Origin of the sequence: Aeromonas sp. TW 6 (assembly GCF_013168745.1) — a bacterium.
Taxonomy (GTDB): domain Bacteria; phylum Pseudomonadota; class Gammaproteobacteria; order Enterobacterales; family Aeromonadaceae; genus Aeromonas; species Aeromonas caviae.
In genome coordinates this window covers 20,756-41,383 of the sequence record NZ_JABERS010000028.1, presented here as the reverse complement: position 1 = coordinate 41,383, position 20,628 = coordinate 20,756, and the positions used below count along the sequence as shown (strand labels likewise).

The following is a 20,628-nucleotide window of genomic DNA, read 5'->3' as shown; positions in this document are numbered from 1 at the left end:
CCACTATCGGCCAACGGGCCCGAGCTGTCCTGACGGATCTTGCTCTCTTTGGTTTCCCTCGGGGATAAGAGCCATGACCGCCAGCCCGGCGGGCGCTGCCTGACTTGTCGCGGGTTCGTCAGGCCAGCAGCAGGGCTGCCCCCGTCAGCAGGGCGGCGAGGGGCAGAACGGGGAGCCGTGGCACCCGCAGCAGGTAGAAGCCGACGGCTGCCAGCGCCAGATCGGTGGGGGAGAGCACGGCGCTCTGCCACACCGGCTGATAGAGGGCAGCCAGCAGCAGCCCCACCACGGCGGCGTTGATACCGGCCACGGCCCCCGCCAGACGGGGGCGGGCCAGCCAGTGCTGCCAGCAGGGGCCCAGCGCCCAGAGCAGCAAGAAACCCGGCAGGAAGAGCGCCAGGGTCGCCAGCAGCGCCCCGATGAGGGGAGTGGAGGGCAGCAGCACGGCGCCCAGGTAGGTGGCCAGGGTGAACATGGGGCCGGGTACCAGCTGGGCCAGGCCGTAGCCGGTCAGGAACTGCTGCTCGCTCAGGTGGTGACCCAGGCTCTCCTGCAACAGGGGCAGCACCACGTGACCACCGCCAAACACCAGGCTGCCTGCCCGGTAAAAGTCGGCCAGCAACTGGCTGACGGGGCCGCTCGCCACCAGTGGCAGGCCGACGAACAGCAGGGCGAACAGCAGCAGGGTCGGCCAGTGAGGCTGGCGATCCGGAGTGGACGCGGGGCCCTGACTCCCCGGGTGCGGCTCGCGCAGGGCACAGAGGAGGGCCGCGCCGAGCAGCATGGCGACCTGGGTCAGAAGACCGGGGGCGCACCAGAGGGCGGCGGCGGTGGCCACCATGACCCCCTGTTGCAGCGCCGTCTTGCAGAACTGGCGGCTCATGGTGAGCACGGCATCCGCCACCACGACGAGCGCCAGCAGCTTGAGGCCGTGCAGGGCGGCGTCCAGCCAGAGGTTGCCCGCAAGCTGACCCAGACCGACGGCGGCCGCCAGCAACAGCAGGAAGGAGGGGAGGGTAAAGCCGACGAAGGCGGCCAGGGCGCCGCCGATGCCGGCGCGGTGGCGACCGATGGCAAAGCCGAGCTGGCTGGAGGCCGGACCCGGCAGCAGTTGGCACAGGGCCAGCAACTGGGCGAACTCCGCCTGGTTCAGCCAGCCCAGCCGCTGGACAAAGGTGCGCTGAAAATAGCCGATATGGGCGGCCGGCCCGCCAAAACTGATGCACCCCAGCCACAAGAACTGCATGAATACCTGTCCCATCTTCCCCTCCTCGTCATCATCCTGGCCCGGATAATATGACAAAAAAGTGACAGTTTGGTGACGGTACGCCCTCCCGCGCAGCCTGCCATCAACAGGGGCTGGCGGGGTGGCTGGTCGCCTCCGCCAGCTGACGAGAGGTACCGGGGTGACGCGCGGCAGCCTGCCGGTGAGGGTCAGGGGGCTGGTTGTGCCTGGGGCAGGTAGCATTGTCCCGCCAGCCAGCAGGCGATGGACTGGCGACTGGCATCGAAGTGAGGCTCGGGCAGATTGTGCGGGTCGCACCAGATCCAGCCCTCGCATTTTTCCGGCTCCAGCAGTTGCGGCTCCCCGTCCACCTCTGCCAGCAGGGTGACCGAGATGTAGTGCAGGCCGCTCTCGCGCCAGGTCTCCAGGTTGTTGGTGACGGCGATGACGCGAGGCTGGCGGATGATGAAGCCGGTCTCCTCCGCCACCTCCCGGATGGCTGCCGACTCGAAGGTCTCCCCCAATTCCAGATGACCGCCTGCGATGGACCAGTAGGGGGCATGGCTGCCCTTGCGCTTGCCAAGCAGTACCTGGCCCTGGTCATTGGTGAGAATGACGCCGACACCGACGCGGGGATAGGGGGTAGACATAGGGGAGGCTCCTTGCTGAGACGGCGGGGTGCGCCAGGGAAAACGGGCCCACCTTAGGGGGGATGGGCCCGTTGCGCAAGCCGCCTGTTCAAGGGCGATCGGATGCCGATTTTCCATCGCTTAAATGGATGGGTCTGGCGACATTCTATCTGTTAAATAGATGGGAAATGCCCCCGGATCAGGGCAGTCTGACCAGCATCTTGCCGGTATTGTGGCCCTGGAACAGTCCGATAAAGGCTTGCGGCATGCTGGCCAGCCCCTCGCTGACGGTCTCCTCGGCCTGGAGGGTGCCCGCTTCGAAGGCCGGCATGGCCTCGGCCAGGAACGCCCCGTAGTGCTGCCAGTGATCGGAGACCAGCAGCCCCTGCATCAGGATGCGCTTGCGGATCACCTGGGAGAGGTTGCGCGGGCCGCTGGCCTGGCCGTTGCTGTTGTACTGCTCGATGAGGCCGCACAGCACGATGCGCCCGTGCACCACCAGGTGGTTGAGGGCGGCATCCAGCATGGCGCCCCCCACGTTCTCGAAGTAGACGTGGATGCCTTCGGGGGCGAGGCGGGCCAGCTCGGCGTCGAGATCCGGGGTCTCCCGGTAATTGATCACCGCATCGGCTCCCAGGGTCTTGAGGTAGGCGACCTTGTCGGCCGAGCCGGTGGAGCCGATGACCCTGGCCCCCGCCTGCTTGGCGAGCTGGACCGCCATGGTGCCGACCGCCCCGGAGGCTGCCGAGACCAGCAGGGTTTCACCGGCCTTCAGGTGTGCCACCTTGTGCAGGCCCGCCCAGGCGGTCATGCCCGGCATGCCGAGGGCGCCGAGGAAGCGCTGGGGCGGCAGGGTGGTGTCGGGCAGGCGGGTGAGCTGGGCGGCGTTTGCCACGAAGGCATCCCGCCAGCCCAGCATGCTGCTCACCTTGTCCCCCACCTTGAAGTCGGGATGGCGCGATGCCTGTACCGTGCCGATGGCGCCGCCGTCGAGGGGACCGTTGAGGGGGAAGGGAGGAACGTAGCTTTTTGCCTCGCTCATGCGGCCGCGCATGTAGGGGTCCACCGACAGCCACTGGTTGGCGACCTGCACCTCTCCCTCCTGCAGGGCGGGCAGGGGCACGTCCCGGAGGGCGAAGTCCTCCAGGGTGGGGAGACCGGTGGGGCGACGCAGCAGTTGGATTTGATGGCTGATGGCATTCATGGGCATTCTCCGGCAGTGGGGCCGCGCGTCGGGCGGCGGCCTGGTATTTTTGTTTGTGTGCAAACTAAAATCAGGGTAGTCCTGAACGCGGGGGCTGGCAACTGTTTTGTGTGCAAACTATTCAGCCCCGAAGTTGATGGGGTATACTGCCCCCTTGTCGTCAGCGAGGTCCTCCATGAGCGAATTGAAAAAGCAGGTCTGTTTTGCCCTCTACAGCGCTTCCAATGCGGTGATGCGTGCCTATCGGCCGCTGCTGGACAAGCTGGATCTCACCTATACCCAGTACCTGGTGATGCTCTCGCTCTGGGCCCGGGACGAGGTCAGCCTCAAGGAGATAGGGCAGGAGACCGGACTGGATGCGGGCACCCTGACCCCCATCGTCAAGCGGCTGGAGAGCAAGGGGTGGCTGACCCGCACCGTCTCCCACGAGGATGAGCGGCAAAAGTGCATCAGCCTGACCGAGGCGGGACGCCAGTTGCAGCAGGAGGTCAGGGAGTGCTGTCTGGCGGACAGCTTGCGCAACCAGGTGGATCTGGCCGATGCTGAGTTGGCCCAGCTCAAGCAGCTTTGCGATCGCGTGGCGGCGCAGCTGGGGCGCTGATCCCTTTTCCCGTCAGGAGTGACCCGATGAAACCCATGCAATCCCTGCTGCCTCTGTTTGCCATCCTGCTGTGCGCCTGCGCCGATACCTCCTATCCCCGTTCCGAGTTGCAGATCGACGATGCCGATGCCTGGCAGGCCATCTGCAAGGACGGGGTCCGGGTGAGGGCGGTCACCGACGAGGGGATCTGTGCGGATCACCGCGGGGTGGCCATGTGGACAAATAAACCAAGGGCTGCACGGATGGCAGAAGAAGCGGCCAAGTAGTGTGACCTGTACGACATAAAATGACATGACCGGCCATGGGGCCGGTTTTTTTCGCGATCTTGCCAGCACTTTGGCACCTTGTTCATGGTGCACTCATTTTTCTCTTCCCATACTGGCCCTCAAGGTAGCAAACCAACAGGAGAGAGAGATGCAATCATCCATCGTCGGGCTCTCCATTCTGTGGGGGCTGGCCAGCTTTGGTGTTCAGGGGGATTTCATCGAGAGCCGTGATACCGCCTCCCCCTCCTGGCAGGCCGAGTCCAGAGTGGAGATGGAAGGGTACTTGATGGAGTCGTTGGGCGCCGATCGCTGGGTGTTCGACAACGGCAGCGAGAGCCTGGAAATCTCTCTGCCCAAAGGGCAGTGGGTGTCGACCGGTGAGCGGCTGCGGCTGCGCGGCGAACCCCTGCAGGAGCAGAGTGGCTGGTTGCTGCAGGTGCAGGATGTCAGCCAGGTCGAGGCATGACGAGGCGTTCGCCACCTGGCGGCGCGATGGCGCCCGGGGGCTGTGTTGACCGCGAATGCCCTTGATAGCAGAGACAAGAAGAGGAGGCCCTGGCCTCCTCTTGCTTTTGGTGCTCCCCGGATGCGGGGGTCAGCCCAGGTGGTTGAGGGGCAGGGCGGTCTTGTGCTTGATGCGGCGCAGCACGAAGCTCGAACGCACCCCGGTCACGCCGGAGATGTGGGTCAGCTTGTCCAGCAGGAAGTGCTGGTAGTGCTCCATGTCCCGCACCACCACCTTGAGCTGGTAATCCGCATCGTTGCCGGTGATGAGGTCGCACTCCAGCACTTCGGGCAGATCCTTGACGGCGCGATCGAAGTTCTCGAACCGCTCCGGAGTGTGCCTGTCCATGGAGATGTGAATGTAGGCGGTGAGGGTCAGCCCCAGCTGGCGGGCATTGAGCAGGGTGACATGGGTATCGATGAGACCGGCATCCTCCAGCGCCTTGACCCGGCGCGAGCAGGGGGAGGGGGAGAGCCCGACCAGCTCGGCCAGCTCCAGGTTGCTGATGCGGCCATTTTCCTGCATCAGCTCCAGAATATGCCTGTCTATACGATCAAGTTTCAGCATTCTCCGTACCTCTTCGCAATTACTAATCCACTTTTCCTAGATTAAGGGTGAACTATTGCAAAAACAACTGAAAATACCTGCTACTTCACAACCACTCACCGCATCGCGGGGAGTACCATGGTTACATCTTCCGGTGGCAAGACAGGCGCCCGACCAGGCACCTGTGGTGAAGGACCTTACCGGGTCAAGAGCCCCATCAGCCGTTCGACCTTATCGGGAAACAACGGGCTGGAACGAGAGCACCCCCTCCCCGAAGGCAACAAAGCAGGCATCCCGGCGCCTGCTTTGTTGTTTTTGCGTTCCGCCCGCTCAGGGGCGGGGCGGCCGGATGCGATAGAGACAGCGGCTGTCCCCCTCCAGCAGATACTGCTCCCGCTCCACCTCGGCCGGCGCCAGCAACCGGCGAAACAGTGCCAGCTCGCTGCGGCAAAAGCCCCGACAGGCTCTGGCCGCACTGCAGATGGGGCAGTGACTCTCCCACCACAGCCAGCTGCCGTCCTCCTCCTGCGACATGTCCGCCATATACCCCTCCTGGGTGCGCAGCGCCTTGAGCGTCATCAGCCTGTCTGCCAGCGCCGGCTGGGTCAGCCTGGATTCATAGCGAGCCTGCATCTGCTGCTCCCGCCGCGTGATGAGCTGCTCCATGCCCGCGTCGCCAAACACCTGCCGGATGTCGTCGATCAGCTGCAGGGTCAGATCGCCATGGGTGTCGGGGAAGCGTTGCCAGGCCTGGTCGGTGAGGTGCCACAGGCGCACCGGGCGACCACGGCCGCGGGCCTCGTCACTAAACCCCACCCAGCCCTCGGACTCCAGGGCCATCAGGTGCTGGCGCGCCCCCATGGACGTCATCTGCAACTGGTCGCCGAGTTCGGCGGCGCTCTGGGGGCCGCGGGTTTTCAGCAGATAGAGGATCTTGTCGGTACTGGCGTTCATGGGGGCTCCGGTGGTGGGTATCGGTGCGGTGACCGCCTGGATGAGGTCATTATGGGTAGCAGGGAGATTTAAATCAACAATCTGCTTTACTTAATGGACGACCCCTCACAATATAAATAAACAAATAACTTTATTTAATGAGGCGAAGATGGAAGGGATCAAGGGACAGGCGACCCTCTGGGTATTGGTGATGACGGTGACGCTGGCGGTGGCGGGATTCAGCCTGCCTTCCCCCGTCCTGGCGCCGCTGCTGCTGGATCCGGCCCAGGGCATGCTGACGCCACAGGCGTCGGACTGGAGCCGCAAGGTGTGGCTTGGCGTCATCATGGGGCTCTATCCGTTGTTTCAACTGCTGGGGGCACCCTTGCTTGGCCGCCTCTCCGATCGCCATGGGCGCAAGCCGGTGCTGACACTCTGTCTGGTGGGGGTGCTGGCGGGGTATGTGCTGATGGCCCTTGGCATCGCCTGGCGTTCCCTGCCGCTCTTGCTGCTGAGCCGGGTGGTGGAGGGCTTCTTCAACGGCGACATCGCCATCGTGCAGGCGATGGCGGCGGACATGAGCACGGCCAGGACCAAGGCCCGCAACTTCGCACGCATCAACATCGGCATGAACCTGGGCTGGGTGGTGGGCCCCATGATCGGAGGCTATGCGGCCGTGGTCTCGGGAGATTACAGCCTGGCGGCCTGGCTGGCGGTGGGGATGACGGTGATCAACCTGCTGCTGGTGCTCTGGCTGCTGCCCAATCGTCCCCCGGTGCCGGCGACCCGGGATGAGGTTCCTCTCTCGACCCGCCAATTGCTGTTGCAACCTCGTCTCCTGCCCTACTTTGCCCTGACCCTGGCAAGCTACGGGGCGGTGCAGCTCTACTTCACCTACTTCAATGTCTGGCTGGTGGAGCGGCTGGCATGGGATCCGGTGCAACTGGCCCAGGCCGCCGTGCTGGTGAGCGTGCCCATGATGCTGGGCTCCTGGATCGGTGAGCAGCTGGCACGGCACTGGCGCGGCAGCTCCCTTGGCATCGTCGGCCACCTGGTGATGGCGGCGGGCATGCTGATGTTCATCCTGCCGACCCAGTGGTGGGGGCTCGCGCTCACCTTTATCCCGGCGGGCATCGGCATGAGCCTGGGGGAGCTGGCCACCTCGGTGGCGGTCTCCAACCGCAGCCATGCCAGCCAGCAGGGGCAGGCGATGGGGCTCTACCGCGGTCTGGCGGTGGGCAGCGAGATCCTGGCGGTGGTGCTGGGCAGCCTGGTGCTGCTGGCGGGGACCGAGTGGCCCTTCTACCTGGCCGGCCTCTGCGGCGTGATCTGTGCCCTCGGTTTCTACGGATTGCGCAGACGGGCGGACAGGCGAAACGCCGTGGCCGGGTGCGCCGAGGCGGGCTGACGAAGGGCGCGGGGATCACAGTTCGGCGACGGGATGGCGGGCCGGACTTGCATCGCGGCGCCGAGTCTGGGACGGTATGGCTCTTTGCTCCGCTGTTCCCGCCCCCCGGCGAGCGCGTCTCCCATCATGGGCCTTGCCATGCCCAGTCCGCATTCCCGGCGGTGAGATGAGTCGTGGCACTGGCAACGGGAGGGGATGGCGCCGCACCCGTCTCGACATTCCTGGAGGTGATATGAGTCGTTATCAGGCCATTGCATTGGACATGGACGGTACCCTGCTGAACCGGGATCACAAGATCTCGTCCGCTACCCGGGCGGCCCTGGCCCAGGCCCGGGCCCACGGCATCAAGGTGCTGCTGGTGACGGGTCGCCACTTCATGACGGCCCGTCCCTTCCACCACGAGCTGGCCCTCGACACCCCCATCATCTGCAGCAACGGGGCCTACCTCTATGATCCGGTACAGGAGAGGATCCTCGCCGGGGATCCCCTGGCCGTGGCGCCCCTCACTGCCCTGCTGGAGGAGGTGCAAGCCCAGCAGATGGGGGCGCTGTTCCACCTGGGGGACGGCATCGGCTACCTGGGCTGCGAGGAGCACGTGGGCCGGATGCGGCGCTGGTCGGCAACCCAGCCGGATCACCTCAAGGTCTCCCTGCTGCCCGCCGAGGATATCGAGTCCTGGTTGCAGTCCCCCATCTGGAAGCTGGAGTTGTTCAACCAGGACCCCGGCCGGTTGCACCGTTTCGTCGGGGAGGTGGTGGAGAGACTGCCCTTCACCCGTGACTGGGCGGCCCCCTATGCGGTGGAGCTGGTGCAGCCCGGTTGCAGCAAGGGCAACCGGCTGGCCCAATGGGCGGCGAGCGAGGGGATCGCCATGGAGAACCTGGTGGCCTTTGGCGACAACAACAACGACATCAGCATGTTCGAGCAGGTGGGGCTGGCGGTGGCCATGGGCAATGCGGCGCCCCAGATCCAGGCCCATGCAGACCGGGTCACCGCGGATCACAACGAGGATGGCATCGCCCTGGCGTTGCAGCGCTGGGTCCTGCCCGCCTGAGGGGAAAAACAGTCTACGGGATAAACAGAAAGGGGCCATGTCGGCCCCTTTTTGTCAGCTCCCGAAGGAGAACTGGATCACCCGATCCGGGAAGCGCAGCCGGTTGTAGTCCCGGTATACCCCTTCGTAGTGACGGATGGCGCGCTCGCGCTGGGCACGGTAGTAGTCGCGCTGGCGGCTGTCGCTCTCGCCCCGGATCTGCTGATCCAGCTGGTGGATGCTCCGCTCGGTGCGCTCCAGCTCCTGCTGCAATTCGCCGAGGCGCTGCTCCAGCAGGTACTCCTTGCGGCCGCGCTCGAACTGGGTGAGGAAGCTGGTGTCGTTGGGGCAGACCCCCAGGTATTCGCTCCCCTCCCGTCCCTTGCTGTAGGCAAGCTCGGGGATGCAATAGAGCTCCAGCCCCTTGGCGTAGCCGCGCTGCCACTCCGCCTCATCCACCTTGAGGCCGTACTCTCCGCAGGTCTTCTGATAGTCGCGGGTGGCGCTCCGGGTCTTGCCCTGCTCCCCGTCCTGATAGCCCTGGTTGTACCAGCTCATGGCACGGCACTCCTCCTCCGAGAGGGAACTGCACCCGGCGATCAGGAAGGGAAGGGTCAACAACAGGATCTTGGGGGACATGAGGGGGCTCCGACAGCAAAGGGGTGGGGCATTCTAGAAGAGGAGGCCCGTCCGGGACAAGCACCGGGCGAGGGGGCCGTATCATGATGTTTTTATCAGTATTTTCAAGCCATTGTAGACGGGCTTCTGGCAGCCTTTTCTTGCCGGGGGAGGCAGGGTAAACTGCGCCTACTTTTAACTGGCATGTAACATAAAAACAATGAAAGTCCTGACCGTCGATTATCGCTCCCCCGATGCGGCCGAGCGCTTCACCGAATCCCTGCGCACCACCGGCTTCGGAGTGCTGACTCACCACCCCATCCCGAAGGAGCTGGTGCAGTCCATCTATGACAACTGGTATCGCTTCTTCATGAGCGAACAGAAGCAGGATTTCCTGTTCAATCGCGAGACCCAGGACGGCTACTTCCCGCCCTCGGTGTCCGAGGTGGCCAAGGGCCACAGCCAGAAGGACATCAAGGAGTACTTCCACATCTATCCCTGGGGCCAGATGCCGGCAGAGCTGAAAGAGCAGGCGATGGAGTACTACCGCCTCGCCAACGATCTGGCCGCCGAGCTGCTGGGCTGGGTGGAGCAACACACCCCGGGGGACATCGCCGCCCATTACAGCTGCCCGCTCTCCTCCATGATCGAAGAGAGCCACAAGACCTTGCTGCGGGTGCTGCACTACCCGCCCTTCGACGGCACCGAGGAGCCGGGTGCCATCCGCGCCGCCGCCCATGAAGACATCAACCTGCTGACCATTCTGCCCGCCTCCAACGAGCCGGGCCTGCAGGTGAAAGGTTCAGACGGGGAGTGGATGGATGTGCCCTGCGATTTCGGCACCCTCATCATCAACATCGGTGACATGCTGCAGGAGGCCTCCCGCGGCTACTACCCCTCTACCACCCACAGGGTCATCAACCCGACCGGGGGCAGTGCCGCCAAGTCCCGCATCTCCTTGCCGCTCTTCCTGCACCCCCGTCCGGATGTGGTGCTCTCGGAGCGCCACACCGCCCACAGCTATCTGATGGAGCGGTTGCGGGAACTGGGGGTCATCTAATCCCGCCAGACCCGGGCAGACAACAAACCGGAGCATCCCCGCTCCGGTTTTTATTTTGTGGCACGATTGGTGGGTTATCCGAATTTTATTGGTTAATGATGCTAAAAACTGAGTTTTATATCGGATATACGCCGAGTGATTGCGCGCCCGCGGGCGTACTCTGAGCGCCATTTCGGGCCTCGCTGGCAGGCCCTTCCCGTGGAGTTCTTATGAAGCAGTCCCAATGGTCATCCCGGCTCGGTTACATCCTGGCCGCCGCAGGTTCCGCGGTCGGTCTCGGCGCCATCTGGAAGTTCCCCTATGTCACCGCCGCCAACGGTGGCGGCGCCTTCCTGCTGGTCTTTCTGTTGTTCAGCTTCACCCTGGGGGTGGCGGTGCTGATGGGGGAGACCCTGATCGGCAGCCTGACCCGGCGCGGGGTGGTGGGCGCCTTTGGTGAACTGATGGGCAGGCGCTGGCGCTGGGTCGGTGCCATGGGTTTGCTGTGCAGCCTGCTCATCTTCTGTTTCTACAGCGTGGTGGGCGGCTGGACCCTGGGGTACACGGGCATGGCCCTGGCGGGGGAGCTGCAACAGGGGGACGGCGCGGCACTGACCGCCCGTTTCAACGACTACGTCGGTGATCCGCTCTGGCCGGTGCTGACCCACCTGCTGTTTGCCGGCTTGACCTGGTGGTTCGTGCGGGGCGGCGTGCAACAAGGGGTGGAGCGCACCCTGCGCTGGATGATGCCGGCCCTCTTCATCATGATCCTGCTGCTGGTGGCCTTCGGCCTCACCCTGCCGGGCGCCATGGCCGGGGTGCGCCACTTCCTGATGCCCGATTTCAGCAAGCTCGGCATGTCGGGTGTGCTGGACGCCATGGGGCTGGCCTTTTTCTCCCTCTCCATCGGCCTTGGCATCCACACCACCTATGGCGCCTACCTGCCTTCCAGCGAAGGGGTCGGTCGCTCCAGCCTCTGGGTAGTGCTGCTGGCGAGCGTCATCGCCGTGCTGGCGGGCCTGATGATCTTCCCGGTACTGGCGGCGACCGGTATTGACCCGGCCTCGGGCCCGGGCCTCACCTTCATGACCATGCCGGCGGTGTTCCAGCAACTGCCCTTCGGCCAGGGGCTGGCGGTGGTGTTCTTCTCTCTGCTGGTGGTGGCGGCGCTCTCCTCCTCCATCTCTCTGCTGGAGCACTTGCAGTGCTTCCTGTGCGAGAGCCTGGGCTGGTCCCGCCGCGCGGCGTGCAACCTGGTCATTGCCCTGGTGATGGCGGGTGGCATCCCGGTGAGCCTGTCGTTCGGCCCCTGGGCCACCCTGACCCTGTTTGGCAAGAACATCTTCGAGTTGCTGGACTTCATCACCTCCAACCTGATGATGCCCCTGTTCGGGCTGGCCCTGACACTGCTGCTGGGCTGGCGGCTCGGTCGCCAGGCGCTGCCCGAAGGGCTGGCTCCCCACTGGCGGGCCCTGCTGATGGGCTGCTGGCGCTGGCTGGCTCCCCTGCTCATTGGCGGCATTCTGGTGCGCGGCCTGGTGTAGGGAGGGTTGGTCATCTCTGCCACTCCCCGGCCGGGCTGGCCGGGGAGTGGGGTGGCAGGATTGACTCTTTATAAAAATCTGTCAATTAAAAATAAACAGAGTAACGGTCTGTAATTTCTATATTTTGTTTTGATTAAATCTGTTTTTGGTTCTGTTTTAGACTATTTTCTGTCAACTTCTCTTGCCATGGTTTAGGCTGTGGCTCCTTTTTACCGTGCAGGCGTCGCCCTCCCATGTCACCCCTTATCGCTCTCTGTGGCCGATTTAGCCCCTTCCTGGAGAGGTGACCTTGCAGGTGTCGTTTGTCTGACTGTTCATTGCAAAGGTCGCCCTCAGGCGGCCTTTTTTGTTGCGGCGCACACCGCGTCTAGCCATGGAGTATCGAACTGATGTTGTCTTGCCCGGAGGTTGTATGAGCCAGGTTCAGTGGTCTTCCCGTATTGGTCATGTGCTGGCGGCCACCGGCTCGGCGATCGGCCTTGGCGCCATCTGGAAGTTTCCCTATGTGACAGCCACCAACGGGGGCGGTGCCTTCCTGCTGGTGTTCCTGCTCTTCAGCTTCACCCTGGGGGTCGCGGTGCTGGTGGGGGAGACCCTGCTCGGCAGCCGCAGTCAGCGCGGCGTGCTCGGCGCCTTCCACAAGTTGGTGGGGCCGAACTGGCGCTGGATGGGTTACATGGGGATTCTGTGTGGCTTCTTCATCTACAGCTTCTACAGCGTGGTGGGGGGCTGGACCGTGGGCTATGCGGCCCTGGCCGTGGGCGGCGAGCTCAACCTGAGTGAGGCGAGCACCCTCACCGCACTCTTTACCGGTTATGTGAGCGATCCCCTCTGGCCGGCCCTCACCCATCTCGTCTTCGCCGGGCTCACCTGGTGGTTCGTGCAGGGAGGGCTGCAACAGGGGGTGGAGCGGGCGCTGCGCTGGATGATGCCGGCCCTGTTCGTGATGATGCTGCTCCTGGTGGTGACCGGGCTCTCCATGCCGGGGGCCATGGCCGGGGTACGCCAGTTCCTGATGCCCGACTTCTCCCACCTGACGGGGCAGGGGGTGCTCGACGCCCTGGGGCTGGCGTTCTTCTCCCTCTCCATTGGCCTCGGGGTACACACCACCTATGGCGCCTACCTGCCGAGCAGTGACGGGGCGCTGCGCTCCGGGGTCTGGGTGGTCACCCTGGCGAGCTGCATCTCGGTGCTGGCGGGGCTGATGATCTTCCCGGTGCTGGCCTCCACCGGCATCGATCCTGCCGCCGGCCCCGGCCTCACCTTCATGACCATGCCGGCGGTGTTCAACCACCTGCCGTTCGGTCAGGGGCTGGCGGTGATCTTCTTCCTGCTGCTGCTGGTGGCGGCGCTCTCCTCCTCCATCTCCATGCTGGAGCACCTGGTGCGCTTCACCACCGAGGAGTGGGGCTGGTCGCGCCGCAATGCCTGCCGGGTCCTGACCCTGCTCATCATGGCCTGCGGCATTCCGGTCAGTCTGTCATTCGGGCCCTGGGCTGACTACACCCTGTTTGGCAAGACCCTGTTCGATCTGCTGGATTACCTCACCTCCAACCTGATGATGCCCCTGTTCGGTCTGGTGCTGACCCTGCTGCTTGGCTGGAAGCTGGGGGACAGTATTGTGCCTGCGGATCTCTCGCCGCTGATGCGTAGTGCGCTGCTCTGGTGCTGGCGGCTGGTCGCCCCCCTGCTGATCGCGGGGATCTTGGTGCGAGGCTTGTTGTAACGCACCATCCAGGGCGGCATGCACCGCCCTGGATGGCTATAGGCCCTGATGGGGACCGAGGGGCGGCAGTTTGGGGGCCAGGTGGGATCTCACCTGTTGCAGGGTCTCCCGATAGGCGTTCCCATGGTGTTCCAGGAAGGCGGCACTGTGGTTGAGACGCTGCTCCAGCCTGTCCACCAGGCGGGCCACCGCCGGGGCCGCCATGCCGGCGGGCCAGCACTGGGTCAGCAATACCAGCAGTTGCCAGGCATCCCCCGCCTGGGCCGGGAATCGCTCCTGCAGGGTCAGAGCACTCTGCACGGCGAGCTGGAGCTGACCCGTGGTCATGGCCCGTTGCCGCTCCTCGCGCAGCTGGGTCAGCAGCTGCTCCCGCTGCGCCAGTTGCCGCGCCAGATCGTCGACCACCTGCAAAATGAGCCCCTGCAACAGCGGGGTCTGTGCCACCGGCCCCTGATATTGGCCGAGCTGGGCCAGATAACGCTGGGCATGGTGGGGAAGCCCGCAGAACTGGCTGACGGCCACCCCGAGCAACTGGTTGAGGTGATTGTCCCGCGCCGCCTCCGGCGGGTGCTTGGCCAGCAGCATCAAGGCGTCATCGAATCGATAATCCAGACCCAGCATCAGGGCGCGCAGCAGCCCCTCCTCGTGGGCCCGCAGGGTCACGGCCTGCTGGCCGAGCTCCTCCAGGGCCTGCTGCAGCCCATGAACTCTGGCCTCTCCCGGTGGATGCCAGAGCACCGCCAGGGTCGCATCCAGCAGGCAGCGTTCGACGGAGTGGCGAAACGTCTGTTTGGGGAAGTAGCGCAGGATGAAATCGCTGGCCTGCGCCAGCACCTGACCTTCATCCCTTCGCAGCAGGGCCAGCAAAATGGCCACCTGGCGCCACTGCGGCTGCCAGGGGCAGCGTTGGAGCAAGCCTGACAAGGTTTCCCAGGCAGGAGCCCACTGCGCCTCGTGCAGTTGGCAGGCGAGAACCAGCGCCTGATGGATGACAGGGGGCAGTCGCTCCCGGTTGCGGGCCAGATCCTTGTGGGCACTCTCCACCCGGTTCAGCCCGAGCAGGGCCTGGTTCAGTCCCTGGCGTGGCCACCAGGCATCGTGCTCCGTGGTGCAGATGGCGTAGTGCTGGGCGGCCTGCACCCGTTCCCCGGCTTGCAGCAGCATGTAGCCCTTTACCCTGTCCATCTGTGCTTCCAGCCCCTTGTGGCTGGCGTGCCGGTAAAGCAGATCCTCGCACTGGGCGCAGGCGCTGCGCCACTCCCTGAGCGCCATGGGGGTGGCCAGGGGGCGGGTCACCGTGGTCAGTGCCAGCAGCGCTTGCAGGCTGTGCGCCAGCTGCTCCGTGGTGAAGGGCACGGCCAGACGCAGGGCGAAATAGAGGTCGGAGGGGGGGAACTGGCCGGTGTCCTCGTCCTGCTCCAGCAGCAGGAGCACGCAGCCGGGCGCGAGCAGGCCCAGGTGGTGTGCTTCATGCAGCAGCCTGACGCCCTCGTGGGCCTGGTGGTGATACTGGCGGCAAAGAATGGCATCAAAGGCGTGCTGGCACAGCAGGGCGGGCAGGCTTGCAATCTCTTTGCAGTGGAACAGCTCGGTGGGGGGCAGCCCCAGATCACTCAGTCCCTGGGTGAGGGTCGAGCCCATCATGGCATCGTCTTCGATGAGGAGGATCTGCATCTTTGACGCTCCTTCGCCGGTCGGGGGTGGAGAGGTTGGATTCAAAGTTAGCCTCCACTCTCCCGCGAGAGCCAGAGGGGGTCAATACCCCACCTGGGTCAGGAATGGCTCAGTGCCAGCCTTGGGCAGGGCAAAGAAAGCATCACTGAAGGCCGGGCCCCCTGGCCGAGAAGGGGCAGTCCCGCTGGGGGACACGCAGCTCCCCGGCTCCCGACTCTCCCTGCCAGGCGAGCTCGAGCTGGCCCAAGCGCCCGAGGCGGCGCAGCTCGAACTCGTAGCGCAGGCAGGGGTTGTCGGTGGGCAGCTGCGTCATTCCGGCGGGCAGCCGGTAGTCGTAGCGCAGCAGAGGGCCATCTTGCAGTCGGCTCTGCACGGGCACCAGCCCCTCTGCCGTCGGTGCGGGGGCCTTGAGATAGCGGCGCAGCGCCACCGGGGCGTCGATGGCTTTTTGATAGTGAAGGCCGTTCATGGCTGCCAACTCCTCCTCCAGCCGCGTCAGCTCCCCCTCCAGTCCGCTCAGGGCGGCGCCAAGCTGTTGATGGGCCGGGGAGGCGCAGCCTCCCAGCAGCAGGGTCGCGATCAGCAGGGCGGGACGGACGGCAGACATGAAGGCTCCTCGGGTGCCAGGGTCAATGACTATAGCAGGGGATTGGTGGGCGGCGTGCCCCTCAGCAGCCCGGCGAGGCGCTCCAGCCCCTCGGCGACGCGGGCGTCGGTGGCGGGCTGGCTCAGGCTGAGGCGTACTCCCTGCGGGGCGGCAAACTGGCCGGCGGCGAAGTGTTCTCCGCTGGCGACCCCCACGTCAAGGGCGTTGGCGGCCTCCGCAAACTCCTGGCTGCGCCAGGGCTCGGGCAGCGGCAGCCAGGCGTGCATGGACCCCGCCTGCCAGCGCGCTCCCGGCAACAGGTGGCGCAGGAGCTCACCCCGGCGCGCCAGGATTTTTCGCTGGTGTTCGATGAGCGGCATGATCTGGCGCTGGCTCACCAGCTTGCAGGCCAGCTCGATGAGCAGCGGACTCACCATCCAGCTCGACAGCCGCATCGCCTGGGCGAAGCCGTTGCGAAGGGCGGGAGGGGACAACACGAAGCCGACCCGCAGGCCGCCGCAGGCGATCTTGGCGAGACTGCCGAGGTAGATGACCCGCTCCGGTGCCAGGTTGACCAGGGGAGGGAGCGCACTTTCGGGCAGCAGGCCGTTGACGTCATCCTCGACGATCAGCAGATCGTGGCGACGGGCGATGGCGACGATGGCGTCGCGTCGCGCCAGGCTCATGATGGCCGTGGTGGGGTTTTGCAGGGTGGGGGTGAGGTAGAGCAGCTTGGCCCGGCGGGTACGGCACGCGGCATCCAGCGCCTCTGGCAGCAGTCCCTCCTCATCCATCGCCAGTCCCACCACCTGATTCTTGAGCTGGCGTGCATTGCCCAGCATGCCGGGGTAGCTCAGTCCCTCGCAAAACAGGGTCTCTCCCACGCAGCCGGTGGCCAGCAGGGCCAGCATGATGCCGTGCTGGGCACCATGGCTGAACAGCAGGCGATCTTCGCTCGCCGTGATGCCCTGCTCGGCGAGCCAGTCGACAAACAGCTGGCGCTGTGCGGGGCGTCCCGCCTCCTTGTCATAGCCGAGCAGGCCGTTGAGATCCCCCTGCGCCAGATCGGTGAGCAGGGGCCTGATGATGGCGCCCCTGTCCAGCTGGACCGGGAGGTTCTGCCACAGCTCGATGCGCTGGCTGTCTTCATTGCGGATCACCCATTCGTTGGCAGGATCCGCCGCTCCCCTGACCCAGGTGCCGTGCCCGACCCGGGCCGCCAGCAGGCCCCGTCGCTCCGCCTCGGTGTAGGCGCGGGTGACGGTGCCCACGGTGACCCCCAGCTTGTCTGCCAGGGCCCTGTGGGTCGGCAGCCGGGTCTCGGGTGAGAGGATGCCGGTGGCGATGGCCTGCTCGATGGCCTTGACCAGTTTGAGGTAGAGGGGCCCCTCGAAGGGGGTGAGGTCGGGCGTCCAGATTGTCATGGTGACAATAAATCCATTGATCCAAGATTGTCCGCAATATAGCGTGATTATCAGTCTTTACACAACCAACAAGCACACATTGTATCGGTACAATGTGACGAGAAAGGAGTCTCCCATGACCATCGAATGGTATGCCACCCTGTTTGGCTTCGCCCTGCTCACCTGTGGCACGCCCGGGCCGAACAACCTGATGTTGACGGCGTCCGGCGCCAACTTCGGCGTGCGGCGCACCCTGCCCCATCTCATCGGGGTGGCGGTGGGCCAGCCTGTGTTGCAACTGGTGCTGGCGCTCGGCTTTTATCCGCTGTTCGAGCGCTGGCCCCTGCTCAAGCTGAGCCTGCAGGTGCTGGGCAGCCTCTACCTGCTGTGGCTGGCGTGGCGTATCGCGGTGGCAGGCGCCCCCGGAGATCCCGCCAGCCGTGCCCGCCCCTTGACCCTGCTTGAAGGGCTGGGCTTCCAGTTCCTCAATCCCAAGGCGTGGATGATGGGGATCTCGGCCATCAGTCTGTTCAGCCTGCCGGGGAGCGACTACTGGCCGAGCATGTGGGGCATCATGAGTGTCTTCCCCATGGCGGGGTTCCCGGTCTGCTTCGCCTGGGTGATGTTTGGCCATCAACTCAGCCGCTGGATCAACTCGGACAAGGGGTGGCGTCGTCTCAACGGCAGCCTGGGTGCCTTGACCGCCCTGTGCGTGGTGATGCTCTGGTATTAACAGCGCCTTGATTATTCATGCAAAGAAAATGCATTGCTGACCTTGTCGTCAGGGCGTCGGCTCTGCATATTAGGAGGCTTGCCGTATCTGAACGAGGTTGAGATGGATCTGAACTGGTTGCTCCCCCTGGCGGGCTTTGCCCTTATCACCTGTGGCACGCCGGGCCCCAACAACATGCTGCTCACCAGTGCCGGGGCCGCCCAGGGGTTTCGCCGCTCCGTGCCTCTGCTGGTGGGGGTGGTGGGGGGCATCAACCTGATGATCCTGGCCACGGCCCTGGGGCTTGGGGTGGTGTTCGAGCGTCTGCCCCTGCTGCACGACGGCCTCAAGCTGGTGGGGTCGGCCTACCTGCTCTGGCTGGCCTGGAAGGTGGCCAACGCCAGTGGCCCGGCGGAGGGGAACCGGCCGCTCATCCCGGCCCATCAGGGGGCCATGCTGCAACTGCTCAATCCCAAGGCCTGGATGATGGCGCTCTCCGCCATCAGCGGCTTCACCCTGGCGGGGGAGGCTTACTGGCCGTCCGCGGGCTGGGTGCTCGGCATTTTCTTCGTGACCGGCCTCTATACCGGTGCCTTCTGGGTGCTGTTCGGTGCCCAGGTGCGCCGCCTCATCCGCACCGCCACCGGCTGGCGTCGTTTCAATCTGGGCATGGGGCTCGCCACGGCGGCCTGCGTGCTGATGATCTGGGTTTAGGCCTCGGCCTGAGCCTTTACCGGCTGTCTTGTTGGCCCTTCGGGGCCTTTTTTATTGCCGGGGCGGTGCGATCAAACGCGCCCCCTGAGGGATTGCAGCATTGGTTTGCACCATCGGGTGACATAAGGAGATCCCATGAAATGTATCGGTCTGCTGGGTGGCATGAGCTGGGAGTCCACCGTCAGCTATTACCAGGCCCTCAACCGGGGAGTACGCGAGCGGCTCGGCGGTCTGCACTCGGCGCGGGTGCTGCTGAGCAGCGTGGATTTTGCCGGGATAGAGCGGTTGCAGCACGCCGGTGACTGGCCCGCCACCGCCCGTCTGCTGGCGGCCGAGGCCAGGGCCATTCAGGCCGGTGGCGCCGATTTCCTGCTGATCGGGACCAACACCATGCACAAGGTGGCGCCGGAGATCGAGGCCGCCATCGACATTCCCCTGCTCCACATCGCCGATGCCACGGCCCATCGCCTCCAGGCCGACGGGGTGACCCGGGTAGGCTTGCTCGGTACCCGCTTCACCATGGAGCAGGATTTCTACAAGGGGCGGCTCCAGGAGCGCTTCGGGCTGGAGGTGCTGGTGCCTGATGACGCTGCACGGGAGCAGGTGCACCGCATCATCTATGACGAACTCTGCCTCGGCGACATTCGCGAGTCGTCTCAGGCCGAGTATCTGGCCATCATCGCCGATCTGGCACAGGCCGGTGCCCAGGCGGTGATCCTGGGTTGCACCGAGATCGCCCTGCTGGTGGGGGCGTGCCAGGCCGCCGTGCCTCTCTATGACACCACCGCCATCCACGCCGAAGCCGCGGTGACGCTGGCCCTTGCCTGATGTGATGCGGGCGGGGTGACCCTCTCGGCGCCCCGCCTGTTTTTTCCTCCTTTCATAACTGTGAGTCAGCCTTCATTTCAGCAGGGCTGAAGCCGTTTTTATTGTCAATCGGCTCACATTTCCTCTTTTTGTCTCTTGAGTCCGGGGCGTCAGACGCCTAGTTTTCGATCACTGAAACGATTCAGCTTTCACAAAAACAAGAGACACGAGGATAAATCCATGTTGAAGAAACTCTCCATTGCCGTGCTGCTCGCCCTGGGCGCCACCGCGGGTCACGCCGCCGAATTTCTGCTGACCGACTCCCAGCAAGGGCTGGATGTGGGGGACTGGAAGATCACCAGCGAGAAGCTCGGCATCAAGAGCCCGGTTCCCTTCACCATCGAGAAGAAACGCCTGCACGGCGGCCGCCAGGAAGGGGTGGATCTGCTCATCGTCGACAACGGCGTCATGAAGATCACCTTGGTGCCGACCCGCGGCATGGGGATCAAGGAGGTCAAGGCGGCGGATCTGCGCCTCGGCTGGGATTCACCGGTCAAGGAGGTGGTCAACCCCGCCTTCATCGATCTCGAGAGCCGTGGCGGCCTCGGCTGGCTCGACGGCTTCAACGAGATGCTGGTGCGCTGCGGCTACGAGTGGACGGGTCATCCCGGAGTGGATGACGACGGCCGCCTCAAGAGCCTCCATGGCCGGGTGCAGAACATTCCCGCCTCCGTGGTCAGCGTGACCGTGGACGACGAGCCGCCCTATGCCATCCACGTGCTGGGCCGGGTGGACGAGCGCACCTTCAAGATGAGTGAACTGGTCACCTGGACCCAGCTGAGCGTGGTGCCCGGTCAGGCGGAGTTTGCCCTGCAGGACAAGCTGACCAACCACGCGGACTACGAGAACGAGTACCAGATCATCTATCACGGCAACTTCGGGGCTCCCATTCTGGAGGAGGGAGCCAGGGTGAGCACGCCGGTGAAGCAGATCTCCCCGTTCAATGACTACGCCAAGGCCGGACTCAAGGGTTGGCAAACCTATCTGGGGCCCACCAAGGGCTTCGACGAGATGGTGTTCAACCTGGTGCCCTACAGCGACGCCGACGGCAATACCCTGGCAGTGCTGAACAACCGGGCCGGCAACGCCGGAGTGGCGGTAGGCTACAACACCCGACAGCTGCCGGTGCTGACCCTGTGGAAGAACACCGACACCCGGGCCCAGGGCTATGTGACCGGCATCGAACCCGGTACCAGCTATGCCTACAGCACCAAGTACCAGCGCCCGCTCGGGCTGGTCCCCAAGATCCAGCCGGGGGAGACCAAGACCTTCGATCTGACCTATCGCCTGCTGCAAAATGCCGACGAGGTGAAGCAGGCCCTGGCCCGGGTGGAGAAGATCCAGGGCGGTCGGGCCACCGAGCTGCGCGAGCAACCCCTGGTCAAGCTGCCATAA

21 protein-coding genes are annotated in these 20,628 nt (G+C 64.7%); 12 read left to right on the top strand and 9 right to left on the bottom strand.

The genetic code is table 11. The features are described 5' to 3' along the window. Positions 1-118: 118 nt before the first annotated feature. From chrA to HKD46_RS14220, 3 genes are all read right to left on the bottom strand, one after another. Positions 119-1,261: a chromate efflux transporter gene (gene chrA / locus HKD46_RS14230; RefSeq protein WP_171865574.1), complete on the bottom strand. Its 1,143-nt coding sequence runs from the start codon at positions 1,259-1,261 to the stop codon at positions 119-121. A 173-nt stretch (positions 1,262-1,434) separates the two neighbouring features. Continuing rightward, a complete protein-coding gene (locus HKD46_RS14225; protein ID WP_171865573.1) occupies positions 1,435-1,875 on the bottom strand; it encodes an NUDIX hydrolase in 441 nt (146 codons plus the stop codon). A 178-nt stretch (positions 1,876-2,053) separates the two neighbouring features. Next, positions 2,054-3,058 (bottom strand): NADP-dependent oxidoreductase, encoded by a 1,005-nt coding sequence (locus HKD46_RS14220; RefSeq protein WP_139739635.1) that lies wholly within the window; start codon positions 3,056-3,058, stop codon positions 2,054-2,056. A 175-nt stretch (positions 3,059-3,233) separates the two neighbouring features. Between HKD46_RS14220 and HKD46_RS14215 the strand changes: the two genes are divergently transcribed. From HKD46_RS14215 to HKD46_RS14205, 3 genes are all read left to right on the top strand, one after another. Then, the gene (locus tag HKD46_RS14215) at positions 3,234-3,659 is read left to right on the top strand and encodes a MarR family winged helix-turn-helix transcriptional regulator (protein ID WP_029313694.1); all 426 of its coding nucleotides are present in this window, start codon (positions 3,234-3,236) and stop codon (positions 3,657-3,659) included. 35 nt (positions 3,660-3,694) lie between these two features. Further along, positions 3,695-3,925, top strand: coding sequence for a hypothetical protein (locus HKD46_RS14210; protein WP_029313696.1), 231 nt, complete (start codon positions 3,695-3,697; stop codon positions 3,923-3,925). Positions 3,926-4,073: 148 nt separating this feature from the next. Next, positions 4,074-4,391: a hypothetical protein gene (locus HKD46_RS14205; protein WP_041211026.1), complete on the top strand. Its 318-nt coding sequence runs from the start codon at positions 4,074-4,076 to the stop codon at positions 4,389-4,391. Positions 4,392-4,520: 129 nt separating this feature from the next. Here HKD46_RS14205 and HKD46_RS14200 read toward each other — a convergent pair whose 3' ends face one another. Beyond that, positions 4,521-4,997 (bottom strand): Lrp/AsnC family transcriptional regulator, encoded by a 477-nt coding sequence (locus HKD46_RS14200; protein WP_010672894.1) that lies wholly within the window; start codon positions 4,995-4,997, stop codon positions 4,521-4,523. A 309-nt stretch (positions 4,998-5,306) separates the two neighbouring features. Continuing rightward, positions 5,307-5,930 carry a metalloregulator ArsR/SmtB family transcription factor gene (locus tag HKD46_RS14195; protein WP_041214535.1) on the bottom strand — a complete coding sequence of 208 codons (624 nt, stop codon included), beginning with the start codon at positions 5,928-5,930 and terminating at the stop codon, positions 5,307-5,309. Between the two features lie 148 nt (positions 5,931-6,078). Here HKD46_RS14195 and HKD46_RS14190 point away from each other — a divergent pair, with 148 nt between their 5' ends. Both HKD46_RS14190 and HKD46_RS14185 read left to right on the top strand, forming a co-directional pair. Beyond that, positions 6,079-7,317, top strand: coding sequence for an MFS transporter (locus HKD46_RS14190; protein WP_069652460.1), 1,239 nt, complete (start codon positions 6,079-6,081; stop codon positions 7,315-7,317). Between the two features lie 232 nt (positions 7,318-7,549). Then, complete coding sequence (locus tag HKD46_RS14185; protein ID WP_043155694.1) at positions 7,550-8,371, top strand: Cof-type HAD-IIB family hydrolase; 822 nt, start codon at positions 7,550-7,552, stop codon at positions 8,369-8,371. A gap of 54 nt (positions 8,372-8,425) precedes the next feature. On the opposite strand, the gene HKD46_RS14180 is transcribed toward HKD46_RS14185, so the two are convergent. Then, positions 8,426-8,989 carry a DUF2799 domain-containing protein gene (locus HKD46_RS14180; protein WP_043155692.1) on the bottom strand — a complete coding sequence of 188 codons (564 nt, stop codon included), beginning with the start codon at positions 8,987-8,989 and terminating at the stop codon, positions 8,426-8,428. Between the two features lie 199 nt (positions 8,990-9,188). On the opposite strand from HKD46_RS14180, the gene HKD46_RS14175 reads away from it, so the two are divergent. The 3 genes from HKD46_RS14175 (at position 9,189) to HKD46_RS14165 (ending at position 13,277) form a co-directional block, all read left to right on the top strand. Beyond that, the gene (locus HKD46_RS14175; protein ID WP_010672899.1) at positions 9,189-10,028 is read left to right on the top strand and encodes an isopenicillin N synthase family oxygenase; all 840 of its coding nucleotides are present in this window, start codon (positions 9,189-9,191) and stop codon (positions 10,026-10,028) included. 209 nt (positions 10,029-10,237) lie between these two features. Further along, the gene (locus tag HKD46_RS14170; protein ID WP_042015790.1) at positions 10,238-11,551 is read left to right on the top strand and encodes a sodium-dependent transporter; all 1,314 of its coding nucleotides are present in this window, start codon (positions 10,238-10,240) and stop codon (positions 11,549-11,551) included. Positions 11,552-11,963: 412 nt separating this feature from the next. Then, positions 11,964-13,277 carry a sodium-dependent transporter gene (locus HKD46_RS14165; protein ID WP_161470177.1) on the top strand — a complete coding sequence of 438 codons (1,314 nt, stop codon included), beginning with the start codon at positions 11,964-11,966 and terminating at the stop codon, positions 13,275-13,277. A gap of 36 nt (positions 13,278-13,313) precedes the next feature. Here the strand turns inward: HKD46_RS14165 and HKD46_RS14160 are convergent, their stop codons facing one another. The 3 genes from HKD46_RS14160 to HKD46_RS14150 form a co-directional block, all read right to left on the bottom strand. After that, on the bottom strand, positions 13,314-14,951 hold the full coding sequence (locus HKD46_RS14160) for a hypothetical protein (RefSeq protein WP_161470178.1): 1,638 nt from the start codon (positions 14,949-14,951) through the stop codon (positions 13,314-13,316). A gap of 142 nt (positions 14,952-15,093) precedes the next feature. Next, on the bottom strand, positions 15,094-15,558 hold the full coding sequence (locus HKD46_RS14155) for a hypothetical protein (RefSeq protein ID WP_041211035.1): 465 nt from the start codon (positions 15,556-15,558) through the stop codon (positions 15,094-15,096). Positions 15,559-15,587: 29 nt separating this feature from the next. Beyond that, a complete protein-coding gene (locus HKD46_RS14150; protein WP_171865572.1) occupies positions 15,588-16,961 on the bottom strand; it encodes a PLP-dependent aminotransferase family protein in 1,374 nt (457 codons plus the stop codon). A gap of 115 nt (positions 16,962-17,076) precedes the next feature. Here HKD46_RS14150 and HKD46_RS14145 point away from each other — a divergent pair, with 115 nt between their 5' ends. From HKD46_RS14145 to HKD46_RS14130, 4 genes are all read left to right on the top strand, one after another. After that, on the top strand, positions 17,077-17,673 hold the full coding sequence (locus tag HKD46_RS14145) for a LysE family translocator (RefSeq protein WP_039039402.1): 597 nt from the start codon (positions 17,077-17,079) through the stop codon (positions 17,671-17,673). Between the two features lie 102 nt (positions 17,674-17,775). Then, complete coding sequence (locus tag HKD46_RS14140) at positions 17,776-18,366, top strand: LysE family translocator (protein WP_010672906.1); 591 nt, start codon at positions 17,776-17,778, stop codon at positions 18,364-18,366. Between the two features lie 135 nt (positions 18,367-18,501). Then, positions 18,502-19,194, top strand: coding sequence for an aspartate/glutamate racemase family protein (locus tag HKD46_RS14135; RefSeq protein WP_128345179.1), 693 nt, complete (start codon positions 18,502-18,504; stop codon positions 19,192-19,194). A 219-nt stretch (positions 19,195-19,413) separates the two neighbouring features. Then, complete coding sequence (locus HKD46_RS14130) at positions 19,414-20,628, top strand: aldose 1-epimerase family protein (RefSeq protein ID WP_113069657.1); 1,215 nt, start codon at positions 19,414-19,416, stop codon at positions 20,626-20,628.